A 14,203-nucleotide genomic window follows, 5' to 3' on the forward strand; every position below is an offset into this window, starting at 1 on the left:
TCGCTGCGCGCCGTTCTGGACTTGTGTTTAGGCGCTATCAGCCCGCGGCCGCGACCGCCCGCTGTCCCATCACCTTGATCAAGTTGGCGCGGTAGTCGGCCGAGCCGTGGATGTCAGCGAGCAAGCCGCTCGCCGGGATATTGACGCTGTCGAGCGCCGAGGCCGCCCAGTTCGCCTTCAGCGCCTGCTCGATAGGCGCCACCCGCATGACGCCGCTCTGCGATGCGCCAGTGGCGGTGGCGCGGACGTCACCCGACTTGGTCTTGGCGACGAACACGCCGGTCAGCGCGAAGCGCGAGGCCGGGTTCGGAAACTTCGCGTAGCCCGCCTTGGCCGGGACCGGAAACGACACCGCGGTGATGATCTCGCCATCCTCGAGCGCCGTCGTGAAAAGGCCCTTGAAGAAATCATCCGCCGCGATCGACCGCTTGTTGGTCTTGACCGTCGCGCCGAGCGCCAGCACCGCCGCCGGATAGTCCGCCGCCGGGTCGTTGTTGGCGAGCGAGCCGCCGATCGTGCCGCGATAGCGCACGGCAGGATCGCCGATCATCGACGCCAGATTGGCGAGCGCCGGGATCGCCTTCTGCATCGCATCGTTTTGCGCCACATCGTAATGCGGAGTCGCGGCCTTGATGGTGACGGTGTCGCCCGACACCTCGATGCCGATCATCTCCTGCACCTTGGAGAGGTCGATCACGTCGGAAGGCGCGGCAAGACGCTGCTTCATCACCGGAAGCAGGGTTTGTCCGCCGGCGAGGAATTTTGATTCCGCGCCTTTGGCGAAGGTTGCGGCGGCGTCAGCGACCGAGGAAGCGCGGTGATAATTTGTCTCGTACATGGCTCTTCCTCCCTCAACCGTGAATGGCATGCCAGACGCGATCGGGCGTCGCCGGCATTTCCAGCTTGTTGTTGCCGATCGCGTCCGTGATCGCGTTGATCACGGCAGCCGAGGCGCCGATCGCGCCGGCTTCGCCGCAGCCCTTGACGCCGAGCGGGTTGCCCGGACACAGCGTCGTGGTGTGGGAGAGCTGGAACGAGGGCAGGTCGTCGGCCCGCGGCATGGTGTAGTCCATGAAGGACGCGGTCATGAGCTGACCAGTGCCGTCATAGACCACACCTTCGAGCAGTGCCTGGCCGATGCCCTGCGCAAGGCCGCCATGGACCTGGCCCTCGACGATCATCGGGTTGATCAGCCGGCCGAAATCGTCGGCTGCGACGAAGTTGACGAAGGAGGTCTTGCCGGTGCCGGGATCGACCTCGAGTTCGCAGATATAGGCACCGGCCGGGAAGGTGAAGTTGGTCGGGTCGTAGAACGCCGTCTCCTTCAACCCGGGCTCCATGCCATCGGGCAAATTATGCGCGGTGTAGGCGGCGAGCGCGACCATCGGCAGCGCGATCGACTTGTCGGTGCCGGTGACCTTGAACTCGCCGTTCTCGATCACGATGTCGCTCTCGGACGCCTCGAGCGCATGCGCGGCGATCTTCTTGGCCTTGGCCTCGACCTTCTCCATCGCCTTCACGATCGCCGTACCGCCGACCGCGAGCGAGCGCGAGCCGTAGGTGCCCATGCCGAACTGCACCTTGTCGGTGTCGCCATGGACGATCGAGACCTGGCTGATCGGCACGCCGAGCCGCTCCGCGATGATCTGGCAGAACGTCGTTTCGTGGCCCTGGCCGTGGCTGTGCGAACCGGTGAGCACCTCGATGGTGCCGACCGGGTTGACGCGGATCTCAGCCGACTCCCACAGGCCGACGCCGGCGCCGAGACTGCCGACCGCCTTCGACGGCGCGATGCCGCAGGCCTCGATGTAGCAGGAGATGCCGATGCCGCGCAGCTTGCCGTCGGCTTTCGCCTTGGCCTTGCGGGCCGGGAAGCCGGCATAGTCGATCGCCTTCATCGCAGCATCGATCGAGGCGTGGAAGTCGCCGATATCATACGCCATGATTACAGGCGTCTGATACGGGAACTGGGTGATGAAGTTCTTCTTGCGCAGCTCGGTCGGATCGACCTTCAACTGCCGCGCCGCCGTCTCCATCATGCGCTCGATCAGAAAACTGGCCTCGGGGCGGCCGGCGCCGCGGTAGGCGTCGACCGGCGTGGTGTTGGTGTAGACGCCGATCACCTCGGCATAGATCGCCGGAATCACGTACTGGCCCGACAGCAGCGTCGCGTAGAGATAGGTCGGCACCGCCGAGGAGAACAGCGACATATAGGCGCCGAAATTGGCGTGGGTCTTCACCCGCAGGCCAAGGATCTTGTTGTCCTTGTCGAACGCCAACTCCGCCTTCGAGACATGGTCGCGGCCATGCGCGTCGGTGAGGAAGGCTTCCGAACGGTCGCCGGTCCACTTCACCGGGCGGCCCACCTTCTTCGAGGCCCACAGAGCCACCATCTCTTCGGGATAGATGTAGATCTTGGAGCCGAAGCCGCCGCCGACGTCGGGCGCGATCACGCGCAGCTTGTGCTCGGGCGCGATGTTGTAGAACGCCGACAGCACGAGGCGGGCGACGTGCGGGTTCTGCGACGTCGTGTAGAGCGTGTAGTGCTCTTCGGCCTGGTCGTAATGCGCGATCGCGGCGCGCGGCTCCATCGCGTTCGGCACCAGGCGGTTATTGGTGAGGTCGAGCGTCACCACATTGGCCGCCTTGCTGAAGGCATCCTTGACCGCGGCTTCGTCGCCGAGATGCCAGTCATATACGATGTTGCCGGGAGCTTCGGGATGAAGCTGCGCGGCGCCCGGCTTGATCGCGGCCTTGATGTCAGGCACCGCGGGAAGTTCTTCGTAATCGACGACGACCGCTTCGGCGGCGTCCCTGGCCTGGTTCTTGGTCTCGGCGATCACGACCGCGACGGCCTGCCCGACAAAGCGCACGGTCTCCGGCGCCATCGCCGGCCACGCGCCCATTTTCATCGGTGAGCCGTCCTTCGAGGTGATGGCCCAGCCGCAGATCAAATTGCCGACCTTGTCGTCGACGATCTGCTGTCCGGTCAGCACCGCGATCACGCCGGGCATCTTCATGGCCTCGGCGGAATCGATGCCCTTGACCTTGGCATGGGCATGCGGGCTGCGGATGAAGTGAGCGTAGCTCATGCCGACCATTTTGACGTCGTCGACGTAACGTCCTTGTCCGGTGATGAACCGGCGATCTTCCTTGCGCACGACACGTGCGCCAATTCCTTCAACACCCATTGTCTAGTCCTCCCGACCGGAGATTCGATTTGCCGCCGTTTCCATCGAGACCGGCGGTGGTGAGCTTGATCGTGTGCGGTGCGTGGCGCGCTATTCGGCGGCCTGCGCAACCTTCATGCGGCCGGCTGCGTCGAGCACCGCCTTGACGATGTTGTGGTAGCCGGTGCAGCGGCAGATATTGCCCTCGAGCTCGTGGCGAACCGTTTCCTCATCGAGCTTGCCACCATGGCGGTGCACGATGTCGACAGCGGACATGATCATGCCGGGGGTGCAATAGCCGCACTGCAGGCCGTGATTGTCGCGGAACGCCGCCTGCATCGGGTGCAGCTCGTCGCCCTTGGCGAGGCCTTCGATCGTGGTGACGTTGCAGCCCGCCGCCTGGCCGGCCAGCATGGTGCAGGATTTGACCGCCCGTCCATCGACATGGACGACGCAGGCGCCGCATTGGCTGGTATCGCAGCCGACATGGGTGCCGGTGAGGTTCAGGTTTTCGCGCAAGAGGTGCACGAGGAGGGTTCGGTCCTCAACGTCGACCGAGACCGCCTTGCCGTTTACCGTCAGTTTGACTGTAGACACGCGTTTCTCCCAATAGCTTCGTTATGGGCCCAGTAGACCACGCTTCATGTGGGTCGTAACCGCGATCAAAGTCGTAGTCGCGGCCCTGTCATGAAGGCGCCGGGCAGTGCCTGCGATCCTAGCAGGCAGCCGTTCAATGGGCAATTTGCAAGCAGCCTGCGGCGCACTCCAGCGCGACGAAATTGCCCGGCAGCGCAAGCGGTTTTCGGCAAACTGACGGTGCTCGCCGCACGCCAAAATCGTCGCCGCGATCGCTACTACCTTCCGCCTATAACGACGCAAGGGCGTTGCTGTCATTTTCATCGCCGACGCAGCGGCAGAAGATCGCTGGTTCATGAAATTCGGTAGCGATCCGCGCCCGCGATGCATCCATCGCGGCAACAAAATCATATTGGAGGAAGCCAATGAAGCTGAGGAGCGGGATTTTCTTTGCCGGCGTGTCGCTGGTCGCCATGGTGCTGGCAGGCATTGGTGCGTCGAAAGCCAATGATTCCGTCGTGAAGGCGGCGTCCGATCCCAACGGATGGGCAATTGCCGGCCACGATTACGGCAATACGCGTTTCAGCCCGTTGAAGCAGATCAACTCCGAGAATGCCGGCAAGCTGCAGCTGGTCTACTCGCTGTCGCTGGCTTCGCTCCGCTCCAACGAGTCGTCGCCCGTTGTGATCGGCAAGAACCTGTATGTGTCGACCTCGTGGGGTCCGAAATACGTCTATGCGATCGATGCCGCGACCGGCGCGCGCAAATGGACCTGGCAGCCCGATATTCCGGATGACGTGCTTCAATACGCCTGCTGCGACGTCAACAATCGCGGCGTGTCCTATGCCGACGGCAAGATCTTCGTCGGCCGGCTCGACGGCAAGCTGACCGCGCTCGACGCCGAGACCGGCAAGGAGCTCTGGACCTCGACGGTCGTCGACTACAAGCAGGGCTCGGTCATCACCTCGCCGCCGCTCGTCGTCCGCGACAAGGTCATCACCGGCTTCGGCGGCGGCGAATATGGCGTCCGCGGCGCCTTGCAGGCGTTCTCGCTCAAGGACGGCAAGCTGCTCTGGCAGACCTACACGGTGCCGGCGCCGGGCGAACCCGGCAGCGACACCTGGAAGGGCGACACCGGGCTGCACGGCGGCGGCGCCGCCTGGCTGGTCGGCTCCTACGATGCCAAGTCCGACACGGTCTACTGGGGTACCAGCAATCCGGGGCCGTGGAACACCGCGGTGCGCTCCACCGGCGACGGCAATTTCGGCAAGCTGACCAACCTTTACACGGCCTCGACGCTGGCGATCGATCCCAACACCGGCAAGATCAAGTGGCACATCCAGGGCACGCCGGCTGACGCCTGGGACTATGACGGCGTCAACGAGCTGCTGCTCGCCGACCTCAAGATCAAGGGTACCGAGACGCCCGTGCTGATGAAGGCGGACCGCAACGGCTTCTTCTTCGTGGCCAACCGCGAGACCGGCAAGATGATCTCCGCGGAGAAATACGTCTTCGCTAACTGGGCCAAGAAGTGGGACATCAACACGATGCGGGCGGAAGAGGATCCGGACAAGCGTCCGGGCCCGGGCCATCCCGCCAAGGACATCTGCCCGAACCTGATCGGCGGCAAGAACTGGCAGCCGATGTCGTTCAACCCGCAGACCGGCCTCGTCTACATCCCGAGCAACAATGTGTGCATGGACTGGTCGGTCTCTGACGTGAACTACAAGCGCGGCGTGTTCTATCTTGGCGCCGAATTCCCGACCAAGCCGGGCCCCGGCGGCTTCCTCGGCGAGCTCGTAGCCTGGGATCCGATCGCCAACAAGAAGGTGTGGAGCATCAAGGAAGACCTGCCCTTCAACGGCGGCACGCTGACGACCGGCGGCAATTTGGTGTTCTCCGGCAATCTGCATGGCGACTTCCGCGCCATCGATGCCAAGAACGGCAAGGTGCTGTGGAGCAAGAACCTCGGCAGCGGCATCGGTGCAGGTCCAGTGACCTATTCGGTCGACGGCAAGCAGTATGTCGCGATCGTGGTCGGACGCACCGCGGCGCTGCCGGCCTTCCTCGGTGACATCGGCAAGAAGATGGTCGCCGCGGCGCCCGAAGGCGGCTCGCTGTTCGTGTTCGCCCTGCAGTAAACGATCGTCTAGGAGGCAGCATTGTCCGTGTCCTGCATCGCCCGAAACGAACTGCGCACCCCCTCGCGCAACACGCGGTTGGAACATGCAATCCGGACCGTGCTGCTCTCCGCCCTGCTCATGGTGCCGGCCCTAGCGGCCGGCGCCGACGAGACAAAGCCGCCGCTGCGGCTCTGCGCCGACCCGACCAACCTGCCGTTCTCGAGCGACGACCCGGGCAAGCCCGGCCTCTATCTCGAGATCGGCCAGGCGGTGGCGCAGACGCTCGGCCGCACGGTGAGCACCAACTGGTACAAGTCCTATTTCGGCAAGCGCACGGTGCGGGAGACGCTGCTCAGCAAGCAGTGCGACGCCATGGTCGGCCTGCCTTTGATCGACGATTTCATGGGCCCGGCGGTGATCTTCTCGAAGCCGATCGCCCATGAGGGCTATGCGCTGGTCGGCAGCAAGGACCGCAAGCTTGCCGGCGTCGACGATTTCAGGGGATTGCGGGTTGCGGTGCAGTATCAATCGACGCCGCAGAACCTGCTCGCGCTGCGCGACGACGTCCGGAAGGTGACCGTGCTCAGCCCGGAGGAGGGCATGGCGGCGCTCGAACAGGGCAAGGCCGACATCGCCTTCATCTGGGCGCCGGTGGCGGGCTGGCTCAACAAGACCAGCTTCGGCGACAAATATCAGATCGTGTCCACCGAGGGCGACGGCCTGCTCTGGGCGACCGCGATCGGTTTCGCCAAGGCGTCCGGCGCGTTGCGCGATGAAGTCGACGGCGTGCTGCCGGCGCTGCAGCCGGAGATTGCCGCCCTGTTTGCCAAATATGGCGTGCCGAACGGCGCACCGGTGAAGTTCGGCGAGGCCGACCGCGCGACGACGTCGTCCGTCGGCGCCAGCGAGCCCGTCACGGTCGGGCAGGCCGCGGCCGCGGCGGCCGAGAGACCGGTTCAGACCGCCGCGACCGCCGGCGACGCCAAGGGGGATGCCACCGCCGGGCGGGAGGTCTTCAACGGAACCTGCGCGCATTGCCACGGCCCGGACGCGGTGCAGGCCGAGCGAAAGATCGATCTCAGGCTGCTCAAGAAGCGCTATGCTGACGACATGGAATCGACATTCTGGAAGACGGTCCATGACGGGCGGCCGGCCAAGGGCATGCCGGCCTGGAAGGACGTCTTCAACGACGACGAGCTCAGAAACGTATATGTCTATCTGCAGAGCGTGCAGGATACCGGCGGATCGAACTAGAAGCTGCGGTTCGCAAGAGGAGCGTTTTCGAGCGAAGTGGATACCGGTTCGCGTGAAGAAAACGCGTCAGAACATGAATCGAGAGCCCCGTTCCGATCCAATCGGAACGGAGGCTTGAGCAGTGCGAGGGTCCTCATGATGGGGTTCCTGATCATCGACGATCACCCCCTGTTCGGGGAGGCGCTTGGCAACGCCATTCGCATCTCGCATCCCGATGCCCGGATCTATGAGGCCACCTCGATCAAGGGGGCCCTTGGCATCCTCGCCAGCGAGCCGAATATCGACCTGGCGCTGCTCGATCTGCTGCTGCCCGACGTGGTCGGCTTCTCCGGCTTCCAGAAGATCAGGGATCGCTATCCGCGGCTGCCGATCGCCATCGTCTCGAGCGAGGAGGACAAGCACACCATCCGCGAGGCGCTCGAGATGGGCGCGGTCGGCTATCTGCCGAAGTCGACCTCGCTCGGCGAGCTCTCGCAGGCGATCGCGCGTGTGCTGAGCGGGTCGGTCTCCGCGCCGCGGGATTTCGTCGCGGTCGGTGCGCTGGAACAGTCCGAGACGGCGCGGACGCTGCGCGAACGCATTCAGAAGCTGACGCCGCAGCAGATCCGGGTGCTCCATCTGATCATCCGCGGCCTGCAGAACCGCGAGATCGCCGCCGAGCTCAAGCTCGCGGAATCCACCGTGAAGGCGCATGTCACCGAGATCCTGCGCAAGCTGAAGCTGTTCAGCCGCAACAAGGCGATCATCGAGCTCGGCAAGATTCCGCTTCCGGTCCCGGAGGCCTGTTCGGGCGCAAAGGCGGAGAAGGCGCCCTAGTGTGCTGAATGCGAAGTTCGTGCGATTTCGCGGCAGCCACTTTCACGAACTTCGCATTCATAAAGCACACTAGAATCACAAGTTTGCTAGTGTCCTTATCGAATCCGAAGTTCGCTCCGAAGGTGCGGCAAATGATGCGAACTTCGGATTCGGCACACTAGCCGTGCTGCACTGCGAGGCGGGCGCATTGGAAATCCTGCCTATAGGCTGCCATCCGGCTTTGAGATAACGTCGTGCGCACAATGGCTGTTATGAGCATCCGAGGGAGGACGGCGCAGCATTGACCACGACCGCGCCCCTGGCGGACGAGCCGCCGCTCGGCAAGGCGGGTACGCCTCGACTGCTGATCGTCGAGGATCACCCGCTGTTCCGTGCCGCCCTGATCGGCGTGATCGGGGCCGAGTTTCCCGATGCCGAGGTGCTGCAGGCGACGTCGATCGACGGTGCGCTGGATGTGATCGCGGCGCGCGACGGGCTCGATCTGATCCTGCTCGATCTGTCGATGCCCGGGACGACGGGCCTGCTCGGCGCCTACCGGGTGCGTGCCGCCGCGCCGCGCAGCGCGCTCGTGATCGTGTCGGCGCATGACGATCCCCGGATCGTCGGCGGCGCGCTCTCGCTCGGCATTTCCGGCTACATCCCGAAGTCGACGCCGAAGCTCGAGCTGGCGCGGCTGTTGCGCGGCATCCTCGAAGGCGCGGTGTGCCTGCCGCCGCGTTTTCGCGATACCGCCGCCGCGCGGAAGGCCCAGGCCGAGGCGCGCGAGCTGGTGCAGCAGCTCGGCCAGTTCACCGCGCAGCAGCTTCGCGTGCTCGACATGATCTGCCGCGGCCTGCAGAACAAGCACATCGCCTATGAGCTCGATATCTCGGTCACCACCGTGAAGGTGCATGTCTCGGAGATCCTGCGCAAGCTCGGCGTGCGCAGCCGCACCGAGGCCATCATCGCGCTGTCGAAGCTGGACTTCGGCAAGCACGACCACGCGCCGGTGACGGCCTCGCCGTCGTCGCATGGCGCCTAGAGCCTTTCCCGTTTCGATGGAATCGCAACGGGAAAGGCTCCAGGTTCTTGTCTGATGCGTTTTCTTCACGCGAACCGGTATCCACTTCGCTCGAAAACGCTCTGCTCATAACCGCGCGCCCGACTGCTCCGCCGCCAGCAGGAACGACAGCAGCGAGCGCATCTCGGCGGGCTTGATCGGCTTCTTCAACAGCTCATGGCCGAAGGCCGATACGTCGGAGGCGGCCTTGGCCGAGTAGTCGGCGGTCACGATGATCGCCGGTACCTTGGCGTTGATCGCGCCGCGGATGACATCGACGGCCTGAATGCCGGTCTCGCCATTGTCGAGATGCAGATCGGCGATGATGGCGTCGGGAATGCCGTCGAGCGCGTGGATGCGCTCGAGCGCCTCGGTCTTGGAGATCGTCACCGCGACGTCGCAGCCCCATTTCTCCAGCAAATGGGCGAGCCCCTCGGCGCTCGAGAGGTCGTTCTCGATCAGCAGGATCTTGGCGCCCTCCATGCCGCCATAGCGATAGTCGACGCTCGCCTGTTCGCGCACCGGGATCGCAACCGGATCCAGCGTGCGAGGCACGGTGACCGAGAACACCGAGCCTTTGCCGGCGCGCGAGCTCAGCTTGATGTCATGGCCGAGCAGGTCGGCAAACCGGCGCACGATCGAGAGACCAAGCCCGATGCCGGCCTTGTCGCCGGCGCTGGTTTCGCCGCGCTGAAACTCGACGAAGATGGCTTCGCGCTGCGCTTCCGGAATGCCCGGCCCGGTGTCGTGCACCTCGATGCAGATGTCATCGCCCCTGGCACGGCATCCCATCAGCACGCTGCCGCGCTGGGTGTAGCGCAGCGCATTGGCGACGAGGTTTTGCAGGATCCGTCGCAGCATCAGCGGATCGGAGCGAACGACCGCGGACGACGGCATGATCCGGAAACCGAGATTGCGCTTGGCGGCGGTCGCGACAAATTCCTGCTCCAGCGGCTCGAACAGCGAGGCGATCGCGACCGGCCCGAATTCGGGCCTGAGCACGCCCGCATCGAGCTTGGAGATGTCGAGCAGCGTCCGCAGCATGTCCTCGAGCGTCGCCAGCGAACGGTCGATCTGATCGGTAAGCGCGACGCTCTTGGACTCGGTTGCCATCTCGGTCAGCGCGGACAGCGTCAGCCGCGCCGCATTCAGCGGCTGCAACAGATCGTGCGTCACCGAGACCAGCACGGATGATTTCAAAGAGCTCGCCGCTTCGGCCTGCTGCTTGGCCTGCAGCAGGCGACCATTGGTTTTCTCCAGCGATTGCAGCGCCTGCTTGAGCTGCTGGGTGCGGTCGCGCACCTGCTGATCCAGCGCGATCGCGGTCTCGAACAGCGAGAAGGCGTTGAGCTGCTGATCGGTCGAGCGCTCGACGCGCGACATCAGCGCCGCGTTGATCTTGCGCAGCTTCTCGGCCTCGCGTTCGAGCGCCGCAATTCGCGTGGTCTTGGTATCCGTCATTGCGGCGCGAGTGTCCGCTTGCCGATGGCGATGCCGGTCAGCGTCTGGTTGACATGCATGGAGCGATACTGCTCGCCATAGGTCTGAAAGCCAATCACTTTGTTGCGGCGATAGAGCTCCGACATCTCCCGCGACAGCTGGCGCTGCTCGACGTCGAGCCGGCGCAGCACGCATTCGAAGCCGATGAACATCGAGACCTCGCCGAGATCCTCGGTCAGCTCCTTGAGCAGGCGGCTCGTCACGTCGATCGGGTCGCGCTCGCGCGCCACCGTCAGCACCATGCCCTCGTCGATGGCGCAGAAGAATTGCAGCGATCCGTCCGGGTTGGTGCGCTGGATCGACCGCGCGTAATAGGCGCCGCCGACGCGAACCAGCACGGGATGCGCGGCGAACGAGAACAATTCGAGCTTGCTGTCGCTGAGGCCGACGGCGCGGGAATATTCCAGCGCGGCCGGCTCGGCATTCAATTCCTTGACGATGCGGTGCTCGATGTCGGCCTCGGTCACCACCATCTTGGTCGAGGTCGGTTCGAAGTGGTCGCACTTGAACAGGCGGAACGGCAGCCGGGTCCGGATCAGGATCAGGACCGCGGCATCGGTAAAGGCCTCGCCGCCATGGAAGACCCACGATTTCTCGAAGCGCAGGCCGTCGCCGGCGGAGCCGCCGACCACCGGGATGTCGCCGAGCGACGCATAGATCGCCGACATGATGGTCTCCTCACGCTGGCACATGCCGTCGATGAAGAGCAGCCCGAAGGAATCATGGGTGTGATCGCAATGCTCGGTGCGTTGCGCGAATTCGTTCTGCAATTCGGTGCAGATCGAGCGGCCGTGATCGACCCGAAATGTCGAAAGGTCGAACAGCGGCCGGGCCGCGATGACGAAATCGGCCGCGTTGAAGCCCATCGCGACGACGCTGTCCTCGTCCCAACCGCCGGGCGACAATTCGCCGGCCGTGGTGCAGCCGAAGATCGGTACGTCGGGCATGCGGCTGGACAGTTCGGCAATGAATGTCCGCGGCTCGTAGACCGGCGACACGAACACCACGAGCATCGCGAGATCAGCCGCCGCCAATTGGCGCGCGATCTCGTCGGCTGCTTCCCGCGGCCCGTCGGTCTTTGCCTGCACCACGACAATACTGTCGGCGGCGCTACCGTTCTGCTTCGCCAAAGGCGTTCTCCCTAACCAGAATTTTTTTGCTTTTCTTGGCGCGGCCGACTGAACCCGCGCGGGTCGTGAGGGCATCCGGACCATGCCGCGATGGCTGGCGTTCCGGCTTGCCCGCGGCTTTCAGGTCGTGAGGGGAAATGCCATTGGCCGGGCTATTGCGCCGGCAGCTACGCTCGCCGCAAGCGCCAATGGCGCCGGTCGACGCGATGACATGGGACACCTCCCGATGTGTGTTCTCCTGGCCCGGGCAGGGACAGGATTTGATCGGTTCTAAACTATCGGGCCGGACCTGCGCGTCAATCACCTTACCCACCCGGCTAGCCCGACCAAGGTAGTATCGCGCCGGGCCCGGCGGCCGCTGCCCATTTACCGGGCCTTATCGATTCTGCCTTAGTTTTGCGCTCCGGGGTCTGGGGCGGGTTGCTGCCGGACCTCGCGTGGTTTTCAGAATGAAGACGGGGGTTGGAATGCCGGGGCTGAAGCGATCGTTGTCGATCAGGATCCCAACCCTCAGATTTCGCGCCAAGATCATGCTCGGCTTTGCCGTCACGCTGGCGCTTTCGGCAGCCACCATGGGCTTTGCCTATATGGGCTTCGAGCGGGTCTCCGCCGGCGTCGGCTCCTATCGCCAGAGCGTCGCGGAAGCCGATCTGGCCCGCAACATCGATCGCGAATTGATCTTCTACCGTTCGCTGGCGCGCTACTTCGTTGCGACCGGCAAGGAGGACGACGCCAAGGCCGCGCTCGCCGCCGAGGGCAGCCTGAAGGACGCCATCATGGCGTCGATGAAGGGCACCACCAATCCGGCCCGGCTCGAGCAGATCACCAAGCTGGAGCGCGAATTCCGCGCCTTCACCAAGATCTTCGCCGAGATCGTCCGCATCAAGGACGACAGCGCACAGACCGCGCAGAACAAGCTGACCCGCAGCGCGACCTCGATGCGCTACAAGCTCGACGATCTTCCGAGCAACGCCGATGATTCCGAGCTGCAGTCGATCCAGTTCGGCGCCAAGAAGGTGACCGACCAGCTCCAGTCGATCACCGGGGCCGTCAATACCTTCGTCGTCAACGGCGACAAGACGGTCGCTTCGAGCGCGCTCGCCCGGCTGAAATTCGCCGACAATCTCGTGAAGGCGATCACCTCGAATAACGAGCGGATCACCCAGAGCGTGAAGGACATCACCGCGCTGCTCGAAGAGTACCGCGAGGCGCTCGCCAAGCTGATCGCGAACGCGAAGTCGATCGACGAACTGACCGTCGAGATGACGGAGTCCGCGGCCGCTATCAGCCAGGGCGCGGCGGCGATGAAGTCCGATCTGCTCGCCGACCAGAAGCGACTTGAAAACGAATCGCACACCATGATCGGCGAGACCGAGCAGCTGATCCTGATGCTCGCCGCCGGCAGCTTCGTGCTCGGGCTGGTCTGGGCGTTCCTGCTGGGCAAGGGCATTTCGCGACCGATCGCGGCGATGTGTGCGGCGATGCGCGAGCTCGCGGCGGGCAATTTCGACGTTGTGCTGCCGGGCCTCGGCCGCCGCGACGAACTCGGCGAGATGGCCGGCGCCGTGGAGGAATTCAAGGTCCAGGCGATCGCCAAGGCCGAACGCGATGCCGCGACCCAGGAAGCGCAGAACAAGGAAAGTGCGACCGCGCGGCGCAACGAGCTGATTCGTTTTGCCGACGAATTCGAATCCGCCGTCGGCTCGATCGTCTCCAACGTGTCGGCCTCCGCCGTGCAGCTCGAATCCGCGGCCGGTACGCTGACCCGGACTGCGGAGACCACGCAGAACCTGTCGAGCCAGGTCGCCGGCGCCTCGGAGGAAGCCTCCAGCAACATGCAATCGGTCGCCTCCGCGACCGAGGAACTGTCGGCGTCCGTCGACGAGATCGGCCGTCGCGCCAAGGAATCCAGCCAGATCGCCGATTCCGCCGTGCGTCAGGCCGAGCAGACCGACGCGCGGATCGGCAAGCTCTCGCGCGCTGCGCAGGAGATCGGCGACGTCGTCAAGCTGATCACCGCGATCGCCGAGCAGACCAATCTGCTGGCGCTGAACGCCACCATCGAGGCCGCGCGCGCCGGCGACGCCGGCCGCGGCTTCGCCGTGGTCGCCGCCGAGGTGAAGTCGCTGGCGAGCCAGACCGCCAGGGCCACCGACGAGATCTCCACCCATATCTCGGGCATGCAGGCGGCGACGCAGGAATCGGTCGCCGCTATCAAGGAGATCGGCGGCACTATCGGGCAGATCTCCGGCATCGCGACCAACATCGCAAGCTCGGTCGAGCAGCAGAGCGCGGCAACGCAGGAGATCGCGCGCAGCGTGCAGAACGTCGCGCAGGGCACACAGGAAGCGGCGTCCAGCGTCACCCAGGTGAATCGCGGCGCCACCGAGACCGGAGCTGCTTCCGAAGAGGTGCTGAATTCGGCCCGCTCGCTGTCGGTCGAGAGCTCGCGGCTGCGCGAGGAGCTCGACCGCTTTATGGCCAATATCCGCGCGGCATAAGGCGCGCGCGGATCTATCCATCGTCGTCCTGGCGAAAGCCAGGACCCATAATCACCACTCACTATTGTTTTAAGTGCAACTCGCCGCGTGCCCT

The 14,203-nt window shown here is 64.5% G+C and carries 11 protein-coding genes; 5 read left to right on the plus strand and 6 right to left on the minus strand.

The features are described 5' to 3' along the window. Nucleotides 1-37: 37 nt before the first annotated feature. From J2R76_RS29650 to J2R76_RS29660, 3 genes are all read right to left on the minus strand, one after another. Entirely contained in the window at nt 38-838 is an 801-nt protein-coding gene (locus J2R76_RS29650) for a xanthine dehydrogenase family protein subunit M (RefSeq protein WP_076834782.1), read from the minus strand. A 13-nt stretch (nt 839-851) separates the two neighbouring features. Further along, nucleotides 852-3,191 (minus strand): xanthine dehydrogenase family protein molybdopterin-binding subunit, encoded by a 2,340-nt coding sequence (locus J2R76_RS29655; protein ID WP_076834783.1) that lies wholly within the window; start codon nt 3,189-3,191, stop codon nt 852-854. Nucleotides 3,192-3,281: 90 nt separating this feature from the next. Next, on the minus strand, nt 3,282-3,767 hold the full coding sequence (locus tag J2R76_RS29660; protein ID WP_028335209.1) for a (2Fe-2S)-binding protein: 486 nt from the start codon (nt 3,765-3,767) through the stop codon (nt 3,282-3,284). Between the two features lie 404 nt (nt 3,768-4,171). Between J2R76_RS29660 and J2R76_RS29665 the strand changes: the two genes are divergently transcribed. The 4 genes from J2R76_RS29665 (at nt 4,172) to J2R76_RS29680 (ending at nt 8,960) form a co-directional block, all read left to right on the plus strand. Continuing rightward, nucleotides 4,172-5,887: a PQQ-dependent dehydrogenase, methanol/ethanol family gene (locus J2R76_RS29665; protein ID WP_076834785.1), complete on the plus strand. Its 1,716-nt coding sequence runs from the start codon at nt 4,172-4,174 to the stop codon at nt 5,885-5,887. Between the two features lie 27 nt (nt 5,888-5,914). Beyond that, complete coding sequence (locus J2R76_RS29670; protein ID WP_307720419.1) at nt 5,915-7,123, plus strand: c-type cytochrome; 1,209 nt, start codon at nt 5,915-5,917, stop codon at nt 7,121-7,123. A 135-nt stretch (nt 7,124-7,258) separates the two neighbouring features. Further along, a complete protein-coding gene (locus tag J2R76_RS29675; protein WP_016843264.1) occupies nt 7,259-7,939 on the plus strand; it encodes a response regulator transcription factor in 681 nt (226 codons plus the stop codon). A gap of 280 nt (nt 7,940-8,219) precedes the next feature. Then, the gene (locus J2R76_RS29680; RefSeq protein ID WP_076834789.1) at nt 8,220-8,960 is read left to right on the plus strand and encodes a response regulator transcription factor; all 741 of its coding nucleotides are present in this window, start codon (nt 8,220-8,222) and stop codon (nt 8,958-8,960) included. 105 nt (nt 8,961-9,065) lie between these two features. On the opposite strand, the gene J2R76_RS29685 is transcribed toward J2R76_RS29680, so the two are convergent. From J2R76_RS29685 to J2R76_RS29695, 3 genes are read right to left on the minus strand one after another with little or no spacing between them, the layout of a single operon-like run. Then, nucleotides 9,066-10,439, minus strand: coding sequence for a hybrid sensor histidine kinase/response regulator (locus J2R76_RS29685; protein WP_076834793.1), 1,374 nt, complete (start codon nt 10,437-10,439; stop codon nt 9,066-9,068). After that, nucleotides 10,436-11,608, minus strand: a complete 1,173-nt coding sequence (locus J2R76_RS29690) for an FIST N-terminal domain-containing protein (RefSeq protein WP_076834794.1) — start codon at nt 11,606-11,608, stop codon at nt 10,436-10,438. Before J2R76_RS29690 ends, J2R76_RS29685 begins: the two co-directional genes overlap by 4 nt. Beyond that, nucleotides 11,589-11,921 carry a hypothetical protein gene (locus J2R76_RS29695; RefSeq protein WP_141342733.1) on the minus strand — a complete coding sequence of 111 codons (333 nt, stop codon included), beginning with the start codon at nt 11,919-11,921 and terminating at the stop codon, nt 11,589-11,591. The genes J2R76_RS29690 and J2R76_RS29695 overlap by 20 nt, the downstream gene beginning before the upstream one ends. Before the next feature lie 154 nt (nt 11,922-12,075). Between J2R76_RS29695 and J2R76_RS29700 the strand changes: the two genes are divergently transcribed. Next, nucleotides 12,076-14,109: a methyl-accepting chemotaxis protein gene (locus tag J2R76_RS29700; protein WP_141342737.1), complete on the plus strand. Its 2,034-nt coding sequence runs from the start codon at nt 12,076-12,078 to the stop codon at nt 14,107-14,109. Nucleotides 14,110-14,203: the final 94 nt, after the last annotated feature.

Source organism: Bradyrhizobium sp. USDA 4532, from assembly GCF_024171315.1.
GTDB classification, from domain to species: Bacteria; Pseudomonadota; Alphaproteobacteria; order Rhizobiales; family Xanthobacteraceae; genus Bradyrhizobium; species Bradyrhizobium australafricanum.

Excerpts from the sequence above, each read along its gene's own strand:
- J2R76_RS29650 (WP_076834782.1), bottom strand. The coding sequence starts at position 838 with ATGTACGAGACAAATTATCACCGCGCTTCCTCGGTCGCTGACGCCGCC.
- J2R76_RS29655 (WP_076834783.1), bottom strand. The coding sequence starts at position 3,191 with ATGGGTGTTGAAGGAATTGGCGCACGTGTCGTGCGCAAGGAAGATCGC.
- J2R76_RS29665 (WP_076834785.1), top strand. The coding sequence starts at position 4,172 with ATGAAGCTGAGGAGCGGGATTTTCTTTGCCGGCGTGTCGCTGGTCGCC.
- J2R76_RS29675 (WP_016843264.1), top strand. The coding sequence starts at position 7,259 with ATGATGGGGTTCCTGATCATCGACGATCACCCCCTGTTCGGGGAGGCG.
- J2R76_RS29685 (WP_076834793.1), bottom strand. The coding sequence starts at position 10,439 with ATGACGGATACCAAGACCACGCGAATTGCGGCGCTCGAACGCGAGGCC.
- J2R76_RS29700 (WP_141342737.1), top strand. The coding sequence starts at position 12,076 with ATGCCGGGGCTGAAGCGATCGTTGTCGATCAGGATCCCAACCCTCAGA.